The organism is Ruegeria sp. BF8, from assembly GCF_056538625.1.
This window is the reverse complement of record NZ_JBQFTL010000002.1, coordinates 191,595-207,329: the sequence shown is the minus strand read 5'-3', so window position 1 is coordinate 207,329 and position 15,735 is coordinate 191,595. Positions and strand designations below refer to the sequence as shown.

Genomic DNA, 15,735 nt, shown 5'->3' with positions numbered 1-15,735 from the left:
TCACCCGCTGGGATGTTTGGTGTCAGACGAAGTGCCCAAGTCAGGCTTTTCATGGTATCCGATGGCATGAGGTCGGTTTTGGACGCTGGAGGCGCAATTATGGAGCTTGATCATCTGGCGGTGGCCGCGTCGACTTTGGACGAGGCGGTCGCGCATGTTGAGCATGCCTTGGGTATTCCGATGATGCCCGGTGGCAAACATGGAAAATTCGGCACCTACAACAAGCTTCTTGGGCTGGACGAGGGCCTGTATCTTGAAGCGATCGCGATTGACCCGGACGCTGCCGATCCTGGGCGGCCACGTTGGTTTGATCTTGATCGTTTCTCGGGGCCGCCGAGGCTCACCAACTGGGTCTGTCAGGTTTCGGATATGCAGGCCTATGTCGATGGATTCTCAATCGACATTGGCGATATCCATGACCTTGATCGTGGTGCGTTGCGGTGGAAGATGGCGGTGCCAGGATCGGGGCGTTTACCGTTCGACAACCTGTTTCCCGCTTTGATTCAGTGGCAAGGTGACCTGCATCCGGCTGGCATGCTGCGGGCCAGTGGCTGCCTCCTGCGGCGGCTGGTGGTTTATCACCCGGACGCGCTGGATTTGGCGCAATTGCTCGGCCCGCTCGACAAGGTTGTTTTCGATTCCGGGCCTGCGGCTTTGCGGGCTGAATTTGAAACTCCGCACGGACCGCGGGTGCTGGAATGATCATTCGCCCGGCTCTGCCCCGGGATGCGGCTGAAATTGCAGAGATCACCAATTCGATCATCCGCGAGACGCTGATCACGTTTACCACGACCGAGCGAAGCCACGAAGAAATCGCGCGCGATATCGACGAGCGAGGGCTGGCGTTCCAAGTTGCCGAGCTTGACGGCCGTGTCGCGGGATATGCGACTTATGGCCGTTTTCGCTCGGGTCCCGGATATGCGCACAGCCGGGAACACACCATCCTGCTGGCTCCTGAAGGCCGGGGGCGGGGCGCGGGTCGCGCGCTGATCCGAGCCTTGGAGGAGGTGGCGCGATCGCAAGGCGTGCATGTTCTGGTCGCTGGAATCTCGGCCGAGAACCCGGGCGCGATTTCCTTTCATGCGGCGGTCGGTTTTGAGACGGTCGGCCGAATGCCGGAAGTTGGTCATAAATGGGGGCGTTGGCTGGATCTTGTGCTGATGCAGAAAATTCTGGCCCCGGAATGAATGGTCGCACCTGACAGTCCGTACTCGGCGCGCTAGTGTGCGCTCATGTCGATCTGGTCCCGCATATCCGAGGCGCTGAGCGCGCTTGCCAAAGGTGAAAGCCTGACGGCCGTTTTTGAGAAGCTACGCACGCCGCCCGAACGTTCGGTGGCCTTCGCGATTGCTGTGATCGCCTTGGGCGCAAAGATGGCCAAGGCGGACGGGCAGGTGACCCGCGACGAGGTGACCGCTTTTCGCGAGGTGTTTCGTATTCCGCCGGAGGAAGAGGCCGGCGCGGCGCGCGTGTTCAACATGGCCCGGACGGATGTGGCCGGGTATCAGGAATACGCACGCAAGATCGCTCGCATGTTCGCCGAAGACAGCACCACCCTGTGCGACCTCATGGAGGGGCTGTTTCACATCGCCATGGCGGACGGGTTCTATCACCCCAACGAGAACGAGTTTCTGGAGGATGTGGCGCGGATTTTTGGCCAGACCGATGCACAGTTCAAAGCCCTGCGTGCGCGCTTCGTTCCAGATGCGCCCAAGGATCCCTACACCGTTCTGGGCGTGACCCCTGACACTCCACTACCCGAGATCCGAAAAATCTGGCGCAGGCTCGTGCGTGACACACATCCAGATGCGATGATGGCCCGTGGTGTTCCCGAAGAAGCAATTCGCCTTGCCGAAAAAAAGATGATCGACATCAACCGCGCCTGGGATGAAATCAACGGCGCGCGGGTCTGAGACGATGCGTCTGGCGACCTACAACATTGAATGGTTCGCCAATTTGTTCGACCGCAATGATGAACTGGTTGTCGATGACAGCTGGTCGGGCCGGCACAATGTCACCAAGGCACAGCAGATCGAGGCCATTGCGACGGTGCTGACGGCCGTCGACGCCGACGCCATGCTGATCGTCGAGGCGCCGAATACGGGCAAATCGCAAAACACGGTGCGCGCCTTGCAGCATTTCGCCGAGACGTTCGATCTGCGTACATCCAATGCGATCATGGGTTTCGCCAACGATACGCATCAAGAACTGGCCCTCTTGTATGATCCCGAGGCCCTGACCGCCCGGCACGACCCGAAAGGAGTGCAAGATGGCGGCCACGATCCCGACGATCTCCCACGCTTTGACCGCGAGTTTCGGATCGATCTGGACATTGACGCGACCGAGGATCTGGTGCGGTTTTCAAAACCACCCATGGAACTGGCGGTCCGAACCCGGGCCGGGTTCGAGTTCCGGTTGATCGGTGCACATCTGAAGTCCAAGGCACCGCACGGTGCCCAATCGCGCGACGAAGCCTTGCGCATCTCTATCGCCAACCGCCGCAAGCAGTTGGCGCAGGCTGTGTGGCTGTCGCGTCGGGTGCGCGCGCACATAGCCGCTGCTGAACCGGTGATCTTGCTGGGCGATTTGAATGACGGGCCGGGATTGGATGAATTCGAACATCTTTTCGGGCGGTCATCGGTGGAAATCCTTCTGGAAACCGGCCTGTACGATCCGCATCCCGCACAGGCGCTTCGACCTCGGCCGGGCTGGATCCCATCGACCGCGCGCTTTGCCCGCCCGAAGGAAGGCCAATATCTTGAGGCTTTGTTGGACTACATCATGATCAGCGAGGATCTGAGGGTCCGCAATCCGGTCTGGCGCATCTGGCACCCGTTCCGGGACGAACACTGCTGGACGGTGCCAGAGTTGCGCGATGCCTTGGTCACAGCCTCAGATCATTTTCCGGTGACGCTGGACATCGACATCTGACCCTTTCAACAACTGTTCCCGCCCCTTATATTTCAGGTCATGAAACGATTGATGCTGATAGGTGCCACGGCCCTTTTTGCCGCGCCGGCCGCGGCCCAGGACGAAGGCGGTAAGTCCCTGATGGAGCAGGGGGCCGAGCTGTTCTTCGAGGGCCTGCGAAAGGAAATGGAGCCCGCGCTTGAGGATCTTCTGGGGCTTGCCGAGCAATTCGGCCCGGCCATGCAGTCCTTTATCGAGGAGATGGGCCCGGCCCTTGCCGAGATCGGCGGCAAGGTCAAGGATTGGAGCGCCTATGAGGCGCCCGAAATGCTGCCCAATGGCGACATTATCATCCGCAGGAAACCGGACGTTCCCGACCAGCCCGATGAGGTTGCTCCCAAAGAGGACGATGAAGGCGCAACCGATATCTGATCGTCCGGATCAGCCCTGCATTTTGACGATCGGGCGCGATTTCAGCGCGTTTGCCAGTGACTCGAATCTTGCCTCGGCCACTTCGTTGAACAAGGGGCTGAGCGACTTGGGCAGATAAAACTCCAGTTCGCGCTTCTTGGGGTAGAACCGCAGCTTGCCAGTTGCCGCGTCGTTTTGCATCCAGAGCATTGCGCCGAAACGCATGGCCTTTCCCAGAATCTCGGCCTGCTTCTGGTCGCGCTCGTCCAGCAGTTCGTACAGAGGGGCGAACCGGTTGCCCTCTCGCTTGTTCCGGTAACGATGCTGCAGGGCAAGTCCGATGAAGACACGTTCCGAGTGTTTCAGGCCGCCCAGGTTGGCGCGAGTCACATTGTCGAAACAGACCTCGGCCCGATAATCGGGGTGGGCGCGCCAGCTGACATCGTGCAACAGGCAGGCCGCCTTGATCAGCCGAACTCGGGCAGGAGGGGCGGACCGGAACAGCGGCATCACGAAATCATAAAGATGCGGCCCGAAACCGGGCAGCCGAGCGTCCTTTTGCTCCGAGAACCGGCAGGCCTCGATCAAAGGGTCGCAATCCCGCAGAATCTGCGGCATCTGCTCATACAGCAGGCCCTCGCGGATACCATAGCTGGATATTGCGATGTCTTTGGGTTTGAAGGTGCGGATCAGCCGCGACAGCACGTCCATGGCATACGGAATCAGGGCCATCCGCGAGCTTGAGACCCCAGCCTGAGAGCGCAGGTGTTCGTGGTCGCCCTTTTCGATGTATTTGATCGTTTCGCGCACCTGCTTGGTGGTCATGCGGTATTCGTGCAGCACGTTCAGCGGATATCCGCGGCGCAGCATGTCCAACCTTGCAAAGGCTCGCCAGCTTCCGCCGACCAGGAACAGTCGGTCGCGCTGCGGCCCCATCTGGTCACGAAGCGCCTCGAGTGTTTCCTTGATGTGGGCTTTGCGGGCGCGGCGTCCGCCCTTGATATCCCGGAGTTTGAGCGGCCCCAGAGACGAGGACACGCACCGTCCGACCGATCCGCCGCTGATCTCTGCCAGCTCCATGGACGAACCGCCGATGTCGCAGATCAGGCCGTAGGCGCCCGGCCAGCCCAGTAGGACGCCCTGTGCCGACAATCGGGCCTCTTCCTCGCCGTCGATGACCGAGATATGCAGCCCTGTCTCGGCCAGAACCTCCTGACAGAACTCCGGACCGTCTTCCGCCTCGCGCACGGCGGCGGTGGCTACAACGTGCAGTCCGGGCAGGCCAAGATCGCGGGACAGGTGTTCAAAGCGCCGCAGCGCCGCCAGCGCACGTACGCGACCGCGCGGGTTCAGCCTGCCGGTTTCCGACAGCCCGGCGCCAAGTTCGCACATGACTTTTTCGTTGTAGAAATAAGCGGGTGACCGGGCCGCGCCGTCAAAGATAACCATCCGAACCGAGTTCGATCCGACATCGACCACGCCAACGCGCGAGAGATCTCGGATTCCCGGATGGTCGAACAGCGGTCTTCCGAATGGTCCCCAGTCCGGGATCCTTGCAGCGCTCTGTTCCATGATCTCCCCAACGTTGCCTCGCGCAGGATGCGAAATCGGACCCCACGGGTCAATCACCGGAAACCGCCGTGTCGATTTCGTTGTTCAGAACGCGCACGGCCAAGGTCCGTGTGATCTCGCGCTTTTCTGCCAAAGCGACCTGATCAAGTTGGGCCACCACCTCGGCTGCGGTTTCAAACCGGCGATCCATGTGCTTGACGAGGTAGGCGATGACGTCCGGCCCCGGGTTCAGCTGTCGGTCGACGAACAGCTTGGCCAGAACCGCGCACAGCAAGGCATCATCGGGCGGATCAAGCGCCACATGATGGGCACCTTCCACCCGGCTTTGCAGGTCTGCCAGCGGCAGTTCCCAGTATTTGGGGGCAAGGCGCCCGGTCATCAGCAGGGCATGCCCCTCGGCCAGAACCAGATTGTGGAGGTGAAACAGGGTTTTCTGCTGGTTTATATCCTCGGCGATCATCGGGATGTCCTCGACCGCCACGGGACTTTGTGCAAGTGCGGGAACATCTTCGTGTTTCAGATCAGAGGCCTGCACGATACGCCCGCCTGTCTCGGCGGCCCAGACATGCGCAAGATGGGTTTTGCCCGATCCGGCCGGGCCGCTCAGGACCAGCTTGTTGCCCGGCCAAGAATTGGCCGAAATCATTGCGACGGCCAGCGCATTCGCGGGAGATACGAAAAAATCCTCGCGCCCCAGCGCCGTCATCGCCGGAAGATCAAAGCTCAGCTGTTTGGCCATTCACTCGCTTTCCGGATCCAGCTCGTCACGCCCCGTGTACAGGCGGCTTGTCAGATATTGCGAAGTTCCGAAACGTGCAAGCACGCCCAAGGCCGCAGCGACTGGAACGGCGATCAGCATGCCGACAAACCCGAATAGCGCGCCAAAAACGGACAAGGCCAGAAGCAACCAGACCGGGTGCAGCCCGACCGAGTCACCAACCAGTTTGGGCGTCAGGAAATTGCCTTCGACGACTTGGCCGATGGCGAATATCCCTGCCACCAGACCGATCGAGGCCCAGTCACCCCAGAATTGGAACAGCGCCAAGCCAATGGCCAGCGTACCGCCGATCAATGCGCCCAGATAGGGAATGAAGGTGACCAACCCGGCGATGAAACCGACCACCAGGCCGAATTGTAGGCCGACGATCATCAAGGCAACTGCGTAGTAGGTGCCCAGGATAAGGCAAACCGTACCCATGCCGCGCACGAACGAGGCAAGAACAGCGTCAATATCGGCCGCCAGTTTGCGGATCGTCGGTGCATGGTCCCGGGGCAGCAGATCGTTGATCCGGGCGATCATCCGGTCCCAGTCCAGCAAAAGGTAGACGGCCACGACGGGCACAATCACCAGAAGGACCACGATGTTCACCGCTGACCCGACCGAAGCCATGACCGTTTCGAGGATGTCGCCTGTTTTACCCTTCAGCGTGTCGCCCATTGAAAGAAGGAACTGGTGGGTGTTCGATTCCCGGTCCAACAGCGACGGGAATTGCCGCTCGACGAAGGCTCGCATTTCCTGGAACAGGCTGGGCAGTACGTCCACCAGATCGATCAGCTGAGTGATCAGGGCCGGAACCACCATCAGGATCATCAAGGCAAAGGCAAGAATACTGAAGACGGTAATGATCGCCGTCGCAGCCGCGCGGGAGAGCCCCATGTTCTCCAGCCGATCGGCTACGGGATCCAGGAAATAGGCCACTGCGCCGCCGATCACGAATGGCAGCAGAACGTCGCCCAGCAGCCACAACAGCAATATGAATATCGCAGCGGCGATGCCCCAATATCTGAATTGATCCCGAACCGGCAACGCCATCGCGGCCTCCTGACTGCGTCGTTGCCCTTGTTCTTGGCTGATGAAGGCCCGCGATGCAAGCGGTTCATGGATCAGTGTTTTTGTGTCTCAGTCGTGCAGAGTGCCCAGTTCCGGCGTGTCTTCGGCGGCGGTCTCGTCGGACCAGTTGGTGCGCCAGATCTCGGCGGACCAGTGACCGCAATGTACGGACGGGCGGTCAAATCCCGGCAGCGGCGGCAGCAGCGGAGAAACCACCACGTCGTGCCGTGGTACCGCGAAATAGGGAAAAGAGTAGCGCTCCTTTCCGGATCGGTTGACCACGCGGTGCGGGGTCGATTTCAGGCGCCCTCCGGACCAGAGCTCGAGCATGTCCCCGATGTTGACGACAAACCCACCAGTTGGGCAGTCGGGAGTGATCCAGCCGCCGCCCCGCGTCTGGACCTCCAGCCCACCCACCGGGTCAGGGGCGATGATGGTCAACGCGTCAGTGTCCTTGTGGGGGTGGATGCCATAGCCGCCCTCTTCCGGGGCCTGCGGCGGGTAGTGCAGCAAAGTCATGTTGGTCAACGGGTCGCGGAACGCATTCCGCAGGCTGCCCGCAGGCAGTTCCAGCCCGGCCTCCAACGCGCCCAGCAAGCTGTCGGCCACCTGATCCAGTCGCGCCCAGTATTCCAGGATGATACCATGCGCATCCGGTATTTCTGCGGGCCAGAGGTTGGGTCCGTACAGCGCGCAATCCCGGCGGATGGGCGCATCTTCGGCCACTTCGTGGTGCAGCTTGTAGCCCTCATACTTGTCCGCATGTCCCGACCCGTCATTGGGGGTGAAGAACCCCATCGGGATATATCCGCGATAGTTCTCGCGGGTGATCGCCTGCTGCCATTTGCTGGCTTCGTCCACGTCGAAGATTGCGCGAACGCAAACCCGGACCCGCTCGACCAGCTCTGGCGGGATGCCGGTGCCGGTGATCGAAAGGAAACCTATCCCGGTGCACGCATCCATAACCTGCTGGACGATGTTTCCGTGGTCAGGATGGGCCTCCTGCATCAAAGGCGCAATGTCGATCGTCGGGATGCGTTCCATCAGTGGATCCTCACGCCTTGTCTGTCCAATTCGGAATGAACCGGGGTCAGGTTCAATTCGGACAGCTCTTGATTGCTTTTCAGTGCGATGGCGGCCGCGATGCCGGCCCCTTGGCCCATCACCGCGCAGCAGGCCATGTTGCGTGTCGCCGCGTGGGCGATGCGGTCGGCCCCGTGAGACCGGCCAGCCACCAGCAGCCCGCGCACCCCCTTGGGCAGCATCGAGCGGTAGGGTACCTGCATGTAGCGCCCGGTGGTGGGCAGGATTAGGATGCCGAAACCGTCGATGAACTCGGGGTAGATGCCGATCGTGTCCTCGAACCGGCCCTGATGGCGCACATCGTCCTCGGTCATGTTGTAGACCGCGTCGATCTTGCGGGTGTCACGGATGCCGATGGTCATGCCGAAGTTGCGCAGCCGTGCGTTTTCGCATCCGGGCATGAACCGGCGCAGAGCGTCAATCGCCAGCATGGTCTGGCGGCGGCCCTCGATCTCGCCCCTGGTCAGGCTGTCCGGGTCAGTCCCGTCGATCCCGGACAGGTGGATCAGGTTCATATAGGTCAGTTCGCCCGTGTCATGCATTGCACCCCAGGTGCCCGCGATGGTGTTCAGGTGCGCCGGAATGAGGCCTTGGTCGATGGCCTGCTGGAACGGCTTGTAGACGAAGGGCGAGAACATGTCGTCCTCTTTGCCGCTAGTCTCGATGTTCCATTCACCGCCGCCGCCCCAGTCCTTGTAGGTCTGCGGGTCGGCCTTTACGCCCTCCATGAAGGCGCGCTTGTCAACTCCGGCCAGGTGGAACATGACCGAGGCCGCCATCATCTGTTCCGGCTCGGTCTTGCGGGTCGGTGCGCCGGCACGGTGGGCCACTTCGGCATCACCCGTGGCGTCGATCACGATGCGGGCAAGGATTGCCTCGCGCCCTGCCTTCGACTCGGTGATCACACCGGTGATCCGGTCGCCGTCCATGATCGGGGCCACGAACTGGCGATGCAGCATCGGGCGGACACCGGCCTCTTCCACCAACCGGTCGGCCACCAGCTTGAAACCCTCACTGTCCAACTCGTAGCTCAGCGATTGGCTTTCCGGGACCGCCGCGCCCATCTCCTTGGCGCGTTGCTCGAACTCCCATCCGATGCCGCCGGCCTCGATGGTCTTGTCGTGCCGGTACCAGGCAAAGCCCTCGACCCCGACAGCGGTGATATTGCCGCCCATGCAGCCGAAACGGTCCAGCAGAGCGACCTCGGCCCCGGCCCGCGCGGCAGCAAGCGCCGCGGCCAGCCCTGCCGGGCCAGAGCCCACCACCAGTACGTCAGTCTTGTGCACCACGGGGATGTCTCGGGCGGGTTCGCGGATGGTCTGCATCGGGGCCTCGTCTTCAGAAGTTTTCCCACTGTTTCGAGACCTGATTGGCGGGTCAATCAAAATTCCGACTGACCTGAGGTCGCAAATCCGCCATTGCCCGATTGCCCCCGGCGGGGCTTTCGCATAATCACGTGGCCGTGGAATTCTCACCTGCAAGGTAAAAACATGCGCCTCAGCCGTTACTTTCTGCCCGTACTCAAGGAAAACCCGTCCGAGGCCCAGATCGTCAGCCACCGGCTGATGCTGCGCGCCGGGATGATCAAGCAGGCTGCCGCCGGGATCTATTCGTGGCTGCCGCTGGGTTTCAAGGTGCTGCGCAAGCTGGAAAACATTGTGCACGAGGAACAGATCCGCGCCGGGCACATTCCGATCCAGATGCCGATCCTGCAATCCGCCGATCTGTGGCGGGAATCCGGGCGTTATGATGATTACGGTCAGGAAATGCTGCGTATGCAGGACCGCCACGGCCGCGATATGCTCTATACCCCCACCGCCGAGGAACTGGTCACCGACATCTTCCGCGGTCACGTCAGCAGCTACAAGGACCTGCCGCTGACCCTGTACCAGATCCAGTGGAAGTTCCGCGACGAGATCCGCCCGCGTTTCGGCGTGATGCGCGGCCGCGAATTTTACATGAAGGACGGCTACAATTTCGACCTGACGAAAGAAGACGCGCTGCACGCCTACAACCGCCACCTGGTCAGCTATCTGCGCACCTATGAACGCATGGGGCTGCAGGCGATCCCGATGCGCGCGGACAGCGGCCCGATCGGCGGTGACGACACGCATGAATTCCTGGTGTTGGCCGATACCGGCGAATCCGAGGTGTTCTATGACAGCGCGGTTACTGATATCCGTCTGGGCGAGCGCGACATCGACTATGACGACAAGGCCCAGTGCCAGGCGATCATGGAGGAGTTCACCTCGCTCTATGCCCGCACGGACGAAACCCATGACGAGGCCCTGTTCCAGCAGGTGCCCGAGGAACGCCGCCGCAGCGCGCGTGGCATCGAGGTTGGGCAGATCTTCTATTTCGGCACCAAGTATTCCGAGCCGATGGGCGCCACGGTGCAAGGCCCCGACGGCAAGCAGGTTCCGGTGCACATGGGCAGCCACGGCATCGGCGTCAGCCGCCTGATCGGTGCGATTATCGAGGCCAGCCACGACGACAAGGGCATCATCTGGCCCGAGGGCGTGACCCCGTTCCACTGCGGCATCGTCAACCTGAAGCAAGGCGATGACGAGGCCGACGCGGCCTGCGACAAGATCTACAAGGCGCTGACCGCGCTGGGGCTCGAGCCGCTCTATGACGACCGCAACGAGCGGGCAGGGGGCAAGTTTGCCACGATGGACCTGATCGGCCTGCCCTGGCGTATCACCGTCGGCCCGCGCGGGTTGAAGAACGGGGTGGTCGAACTGACCAGCCGCCGCACGGGCGAAAGCGAAGAGCTGAGCCCCGAGGCCGCCGTAACCCGCATTGCCGAGATCTATGAGCGCTCCGTCTGAAACCGGTGACGCGCCGCTGATCTCGGTGATCACGGCAACTTGGAACCTGCTGTCCCAAGGGCGTCAGGACACATTTCCTCGCGTCATCGAATGCATGGCGCGGCAGAATTGCGACCGTTCCGAGCACATCATTCAGGACGGAGCATCGACGGACGGGACGGTCAAATTCATTCAGGATTTGATCGCCGACGCTCCGCGCACGCGGCTGATCAGTGAACCGGACCAAGGCCTGTACGACGCGATGAATCGCGGCGTCAAAGCCGCACGCGGCGAATACGTGCTGTTCCTCAATTCCGACGACTCGTTGGCAGCGGATGATGTTCTGAACCGGGCGGCCGAGCGATTGACCGCGACCCACCCCGACTATCTTTTTGGGTCAACCCTGCACCGGTCCGCTGACGGCGGGGAAAAGATGGAAAAACGGATGTCGGTCAAAGCCATCCTCCAGCGTATGCCGTTTTGCCATAATTCTGTTTTTTTGAGACGAGATGTTTTTCAGGAATTGGGGGGACACGACACACAGTTTCGCATCGCCGCGGACTACGACCTGATGCTGCGACTGGTTGCCGGGGGCTATCGCGGCGAAAGGATGGATGAGCCGATTTCATTGTTCTGGGACCGAGGCGAGACCAGCGACCAGCAAGCGACGGGGCAGGACTATGCCCGAGTCTGGCAACGGTTCTTTGCCGATTATCGTGCGGCACAAGGATTGGATCTGGATGATTTCGCGGAGTTCTATCGCCGCGGGCATATGCCGGCAAACCTGCTCATCGAGGTGCTGAGGCGCCCGGAAACGCCACTGCCGATCCGGCGGGCCGCCAAACACGGCCTTGCCAAGTCTCTACGCCGGTCCGTCCAGTTCTGGCGGCGGTACTAGGACCCGCCCGTCGCCGGACGCGCGCGAAGTAGTTCCCCATCCGCCCTGTCACCTCGGGCGACTACGACGGGGCGGCCCATACGTCGGACCAGATCCTTCAATTCGATGTCCAGGAACCGCAACCCGCAAAGCCGTTTGCCGGTCGCCCGGTCCATCAGGCACATGCGCCCGCTTTGGAATGCCAGGCGATAGCCTTTTTCGCGCAGCGTGTCGGCTAGACTGGCCCAACTGGCCGCACCGGCAAACAGCGGTCGGATGACGGCCCGCAGCAACGCTGCGGTTTCGCAATCCATGTCCTGAGAAGTGATCGTCGTGGCTGGCGCACCAACCTGTTCAATTTCCTTTTCAATATTCATGAGCGACCCCCGCTCTTTAAAATGTATTCCCCCACAATCAGGGTGCCAAAATTTCTTAAAAGAAGCAAAATGCGAAACAAAGTTGCTGTGAAAATGTTGCATTTCAAGTTCAGTTTAATGTCTGAACCTCACATTGACTTCATACCTGAAACAATAAGGGCCTGTCTGTGATGGGCTTCACAACCAGCGGTATAATCGTCTTTCGAAAATCATCCGCTGCTGGAATTTGCGCCCGATCGCTGATTCTGCGCCAACACGGCAAAGCGGATTTGGCGGCCGGTCGAGAAGCTGATACAGCGGCGCCAAGTGATTATGAAAGGCAACCCGACCGTGCTGAGTTTTGCCACGATAGTGTATTCCAAGGATTACCCGCTGCTCGAGTTGCAGGCGCGTTCTTTTGCGCGATTTGCTGATCCGGCCAAGGTTGCATCCATCCATGTTGTCCTGAATGACGTCGACGAAACCGCATTGCGGGCGCGTATCGAGCCCATATTGGCGGCCTATGGTCCTTTGCAATCCAAGGTTCGAGTCGTCGGGGGCGATGACCTTCTGCTTGGGGCGGGTCAATGCGCCTGGCGTTCACTGGGCGACCGGCTTCTGATTGAAGGACGGCACCGTATCCCTTTCGTGCGAAAGGGGGGCTGGCGCGGCAACAACGGATACCGCGCGCAGCAGGTGCTCAAGCTGGGTGCCGCACGGATCGCCGAGGCGGAGCAGATGGTTATCCTGGACACCAAAAACCTGTTTCTGCGGTCTGTCGCTGAGGCAGAGTTCTTTTCGGATGGCGGAGCGGCCCGGCTTCCTTTCATTTCGGTCAAAAGCGACTTTCACCGCAACTGGCTGCAGCAGAGCCTGGACGCTTTGCAGGTTACCGTTCCGGATATCGAGGCTTTGAAGACCACGACGTTTTCGACGCCGTTCCCGGTGCGTAGGTCGTTGGTTCTGGAGATGTTGGGCGAGATCAACGAACGCTACGGTTCGGTGCAGTCGCTCTTCGGATCGCGCCGTAGACCCTCGGAATTCATGCTGCTGAATGCATTTTGCCTCCGGTCGGATCTGGCTTTGCGCCCGTGGTTCGAGGACGCAACCAGCACTGCGCTGGGGCTTTGGCCGACCTATTCGCAACAGAAGCTGGACGACCTGATCGCCAGGATCGACGAACCGGAACTGTTGAGCCTTGGTCTACACAACCGGGCGGTTTCCATGCTGACGCCTGAAACCCAAGATCGCTTGTTCGATGCCTTGGCGCGTCGGGGGATCAGTGATCGTGAGACGACCCAGTCCGTGCTGAGTGCAACTGCGTCGCTGGCCGGTTGAACGGGCGCGTACATCCAGAACCGGCTTGACCATCCAGCCAAATCCCGAAAATGTCCCCACCACAGATTTGCCGGAGCAGGAATGGCCAGAACACCCCCTCCCTTTGCCGCCTTCGAATGGAAGATCGCCTGGCGCTATCTGCGCGCCCGGCGTGCCGAAGGCGGTGTAAGCGTGATGACGTGGATCTCGTTGATCGGGATCACGCTGGCCGTGTTCGCGCTGATCGCCACGCTGGCGGTCCGGTCAGGGTTCCGGTCCGAATTCGTGGGCACCATTCTTGGGGCCAACGCTCATGTAACAGTCTACTCGGCCGGCGAACTGGACGCGCAAGGGCAGGTTGATCGCACCATAGTTGATTTCGACGCCATGGCCGAGCGCATCGCGCGGGTGCCGGGCGTTCAACGCGCTGCGCCGCTGGTCAAGGGGCAGGTCCTGATCACCAACCGCGATCGCAGCAGCGGGGTCGAGGTGTTCGGTATCCGCCCTGACGATCTCTACAGCCTGCCCGGTATTGCCGAAAGCGATCAGGCTTACGGCGACCTGTCCCGGTTCGAGGAGGGGATCGCCATCGGCTCGGGCGCGGCCCGCGCCATCGGTGCAACGGTGGGGGATCGGGTCAAGCTGACCTCGCCCAACGGGGTCAAGACCGCCTTCGGTACCTCGCCCCGCGTGAGTGCCTATGAAGTCGTCTACGTGTTTTCGGCCGGGCGCTATGACATCGACCGCACCCGCGTTTACATGCCGTTTTCCGAGGCGCAGAGCTTTTTCAACCGCGAGGGCGTCGCCGACGAGATCGAAGTGATGGTCGATCGCCCCGAGGACCTGAACCCCATCCTGATCCCTATCCTTGAGGCGGCGGGAGAACGCTCGCAGATCTGGACATGGCAGGATGCCTCAGGCGGTTTTCTGCGCGCGCTCGAGGTCGAGGACAACGTGATGTTCATCATCCTGTCGATCCTCGTGCTGATCGCCGCGATGAACATCGTCTCGGGGCTGATCATGCTGGTGAAAAACAAGGGCCGCGACATCGGCATCCTGCGCACTATCGGGCTGAGCGAGGGTTCGGTGCTGCGGGTGTTCTTCATCTGTGGCGCCTTCACCGGGATCATAGGCACCGCGATGGGCGTCATCCTGGGCTGCCTGTTCGCGCTCTATATCGATCCGATCTTCTCTTTCGTGAACTACGTGATGGGCGGCGGCGTCTGGGATCCGGCGATCCGCGGCATCTATGCCTTGCCGGCCGAGCTGCACCTGTCGGACGTGCTCAAGGCGGTGGGGCTGTCGCTGGGCCTGTCCTTCTTCGTCACCTATTTCCCGGCCCGCCGTGCGGCGCGGCTGAACCCGGTCGAGGCGCTGCGCTATGAATGATGTCACCTTGCGTCTGACCGGCCTGACCAAGACCTATTTGAAAGGCACGCCCGCCGAGGTGCAGGTGCTGCGCGGCGCCGATCTGGAGCTGCGGGCGGGCGAGGCGGTGGCGCTTGTGGCGCCTTCGGGGGCGGGCAAGTCGACCCTTCTGCATATCGCCGGTCTTCTGGATACGCCGGATTTCGGGACGGTCGAAATCGGCGGGCAGGATGCGACCGGCAAGGGCGACCGCACCCGCACCGCGATGCGTCGGCGGGATGTGGGTTTTGTCTATCAGTTTCATCACCTGCTGCCGGAATTCACCGCGCTGGAAAATGTCGTGCTTCCGCAATTGGCCAACGGGGTGTCCGACAGGGCGGCCAAGGCCCGCGCGATGGATCTGCTGGGACGTGTCGGCGTCGCCGACCGTGCCGACCACCGCCCGGCAGCTTTGTCGGGGGGCGAGCAGCAGCGGGTGGCCTTCTGCCGGGCCCTAGCCAATGAACCGCGTGTCCTGCTGGCGGACGAGCCGACAGGGAATCTGGACCCGGGTACCTCGGATCAGGTCTTTGCCGCGCTGATGGATTTGGTGCGCGAGTCCGGCCTGTCGGCGTTGATTGCCACGCACAACCTTGACCTTGCGGCGCGTATGGACCGGATGCTGCGGCTGGATGGGGGTGTGCTCAGGCCAGCTGAGTGATCGCGACGCCTACGGCCATCACCGCGATCCCGCCGGCGCGCATCAGGGTCAGCGGTGTGACCTGCGCGCCGAAAAGGCCGAAATGGTCGATGGCCGCGGTGCTGATCAACTGCCCCAACAGCACGAAGAACACCGCGTTGCCGACGCCGAAATGCGGTGCGACGTGGGTAATGGATAGCACGTAGAAGGCAATCAGAACCCCACCCAACAGCAGATGTTTCGGGGTCTGCGCAACCTTTGCCAAAGCTTGTGTTCCGGGGAACAGCAGCATCACCAGCGCCGAAGATCCAAACGCCACGGCAAACAGGATGACCGCAGCGGTGGTGGGCGAGCCGATCAGCTTTCCGAGCGCCGCATTCAGCGCGGCGAGAATCGGAACTCCGATCCCGGCGGCGAGCATGATGGCTGCATAATGTGTCATGGCCCGGACCCCTTAGCCGATTTCGTTGATCTGGATCATTGCGGGTCGTGACGGTTCGGGCAACCCTGCTTTTGGCGTT

General features: G+C 61.3%; 17 protein-coding genes. 10 read left to right on the top strand and 7 right to left on the bottom strand.

Going from position 1 to position 15,735, the window contains the following annotated elements:
• Window positions 1-99: 99 nt before the first annotated feature.
• From ACR0LD_RS08550 to ACR0LD_RS08530, 5 genes are read left to right on the top strand one after another with little or no spacing between them, the layout of a single operon-like run.
• Window positions 100-702, top strand: coding sequence for a VOC family protein (locus ACR0LD_RS08550; protein ID WP_170420358.1), 603 nt, complete (start codon window positions 100-102; stop codon window positions 700-702).
• Window positions 699-1,187: a GNAT family N-acetyltransferase gene (locus ACR0LD_RS08545; protein ID WP_170357241.1), complete on the top strand. Its 489-nt coding sequence runs from the start codon at window positions 699-701 to the stop codon at window positions 1,185-1,187. Before ACR0LD_RS08550 ends, ACR0LD_RS08545 begins: the two co-directional genes overlap by 4 nt.
• Before the next feature lie 45 nt (window positions 1,188-1,232).
• Window positions 1,233-1,913, top strand: coding sequence for a molecular chaperone DjiA (locus ACR0LD_RS08540; protein ID WP_170340209.1), 681 nt, complete (start codon window positions 1,233-1,235; stop codon window positions 1,911-1,913).
• Window positions 1,914-1,917: 4 nt separating this feature from the next.
• Window positions 1,918-2,931, top strand: a complete 1,014-nt coding sequence (locus ACR0LD_RS08535; RefSeq protein ID WP_170364626.1) for an endonuclease/exonuclease/phosphatase family protein — start codon at window positions 1,918-1,920, stop codon at window positions 2,929-2,931.
• Between the two features lie 51 nt (window positions 2,932-2,982).
• A complete protein-coding gene (locus ACR0LD_RS08530; RefSeq protein WP_437436398.1) occupies window positions 2,983-3,342 on the top strand; it encodes a hypothetical protein in 360 nt (119 codons plus the stop codon).
• Between the two features lie 9 nt (window positions 3,343-3,351).
• On the opposite strand, the gene ACR0LD_RS08525 is transcribed toward ACR0LD_RS08530, so the two are convergent.
• From ACR0LD_RS08525 to ACR0LD_RS08505, 5 genes are all read right to left on the bottom strand, one after another.
• On the bottom strand, window positions 3,352-4,893 hold the full coding sequence (locus ACR0LD_RS08525; RefSeq protein ID WP_170420360.1) for a Ppx/GppA family phosphatase: 1,542 nt from the start codon (window positions 4,891-4,893) through the stop codon (window positions 3,352-3,354).
• Between the two features lie 49 nt (window positions 4,894-4,942).
• A complete protein-coding gene (locus tag ACR0LD_RS08520; protein ID WP_480636467.1) occupies window positions 4,943-5,632 on the bottom strand; it encodes an HdaA/DnaA family protein in 690 nt (229 codons plus the stop codon).
• Window positions 5,633-6,706, bottom strand: a complete 1,074-nt coding sequence (locus tag ACR0LD_RS08515; protein WP_170357245.1) for an AI-2E family transporter — start codon at window positions 6,704-6,706, stop codon at window positions 5,633-5,635.
• 87 nt (window positions 6,707-6,793) lie between these two features.
• Window positions 6,794-7,768: an isopenicillin N synthase family dioxygenase gene (locus ACR0LD_RS08510; protein WP_170525192.1), complete on the bottom strand. Its 975-nt coding sequence runs from the start codon at window positions 7,766-7,768 to the stop codon at window positions 6,794-6,796.
• Complete coding sequence (locus ACR0LD_RS08505) at window positions 7,768-9,132, bottom strand: FAD-dependent oxidoreductase (RefSeq protein ID WP_480636464.1); 1,365 nt, start codon at window positions 9,130-9,132, stop codon at window positions 7,768-7,770. Before ACR0LD_RS08505 ends, ACR0LD_RS08510 begins: the two co-directional genes overlap by 1 nt.
• A 165-nt stretch (window positions 9,133-9,297) precedes the next feature.
• Here ACR0LD_RS08505 and proS point away from each other — a divergent pair, with 165 nt between their 5' ends.
• Window positions 9,298-10,638 (top strand): proline--tRNA ligase, encoded by a 1,341-nt coding sequence (gene proS / locus ACR0LD_RS08500; protein WP_170340821.1) that lies wholly within the window; start codon window positions 9,298-9,300, stop codon window positions 10,636-10,638.
• Complete coding sequence (locus ACR0LD_RS08495; protein WP_480636462.1) at window positions 10,622-11,515, top strand: glycosyltransferase family 2 protein; 894 nt, start codon at window positions 10,622-10,624, stop codon at window positions 11,513-11,515. The genes proS and ACR0LD_RS08495 overlap by 17 nt, the downstream gene beginning before the upstream one ends.
• On the opposite strand, the gene ACR0LD_RS08490 is transcribed toward ACR0LD_RS08495, so the two are convergent.
• Window positions 11,512-11,871 carry a hypothetical protein gene (locus tag ACR0LD_RS08490; RefSeq protein WP_170340824.1) on the bottom strand — a complete coding sequence of 120 codons (360 nt, stop codon included), beginning with the start codon at window positions 11,869-11,871 and terminating at the stop codon, window positions 11,512-11,514. The genes ACR0LD_RS08495 and ACR0LD_RS08490 overlap by 4 nt on opposite strands.
• Window positions 11,872-12,183: 312 nt before the next feature.
• Between ACR0LD_RS08490 and ACR0LD_RS08485 the strand changes: the two genes are divergently transcribed.
• The 3 genes from ACR0LD_RS08485 to ACR0LD_RS08475 all read left to right on the top strand — a co-directional run bounded on the left by ACR0LD_RS08485 (window position 12,184) and on the right by ACR0LD_RS08475 (window position 15,235).
• The gene (locus ACR0LD_RS08485) at window positions 12,184-13,188 is read left to right on the top strand and encodes a DUF6492 family protein (protein WP_480636461.1); all 1,005 of its coding nucleotides are present in this window, start codon (window positions 12,184-12,186) and stop codon (window positions 13,186-13,188) included.
• An 81-nt stretch (window positions 13,189-13,269) separates the two neighbouring features.
• The gene (locus ACR0LD_RS08480; RefSeq protein WP_480636459.1) at window positions 13,270-14,556 is read left to right on the top strand and encodes a lipoprotein-releasing ABC transporter permease subunit; all 1,287 of its coding nucleotides are present in this window, start codon (window positions 13,270-13,272) and stop codon (window positions 14,554-14,556) included.
• The gene (locus tag ACR0LD_RS08475; RefSeq protein ID WP_480636457.1) at window positions 14,549-15,235 is read left to right on the top strand and encodes an ABC transporter ATP-binding protein; all 687 of its coding nucleotides are present in this window, start codon (window positions 14,549-14,551) and stop codon (window positions 15,233-15,235) included. The genes ACR0LD_RS08480 and ACR0LD_RS08475 overlap by 8 nt, the downstream gene beginning before the upstream one ends.
• Here the strand turns inward: ACR0LD_RS08475 and ACR0LD_RS08470 are convergent.
• Window positions 15,219-15,656: a DMT family transporter gene (locus ACR0LD_RS08470; protein WP_170340233.1), complete on the bottom strand. Its 438-nt coding sequence runs from the start codon at window positions 15,654-15,656 to the stop codon at window positions 15,219-15,221. The genes ACR0LD_RS08475 and ACR0LD_RS08470 overlap by 17 nt on opposite strands.
• Between the last annotated feature and the right edge of the window lie 79 nt (window positions 15,657-15,735).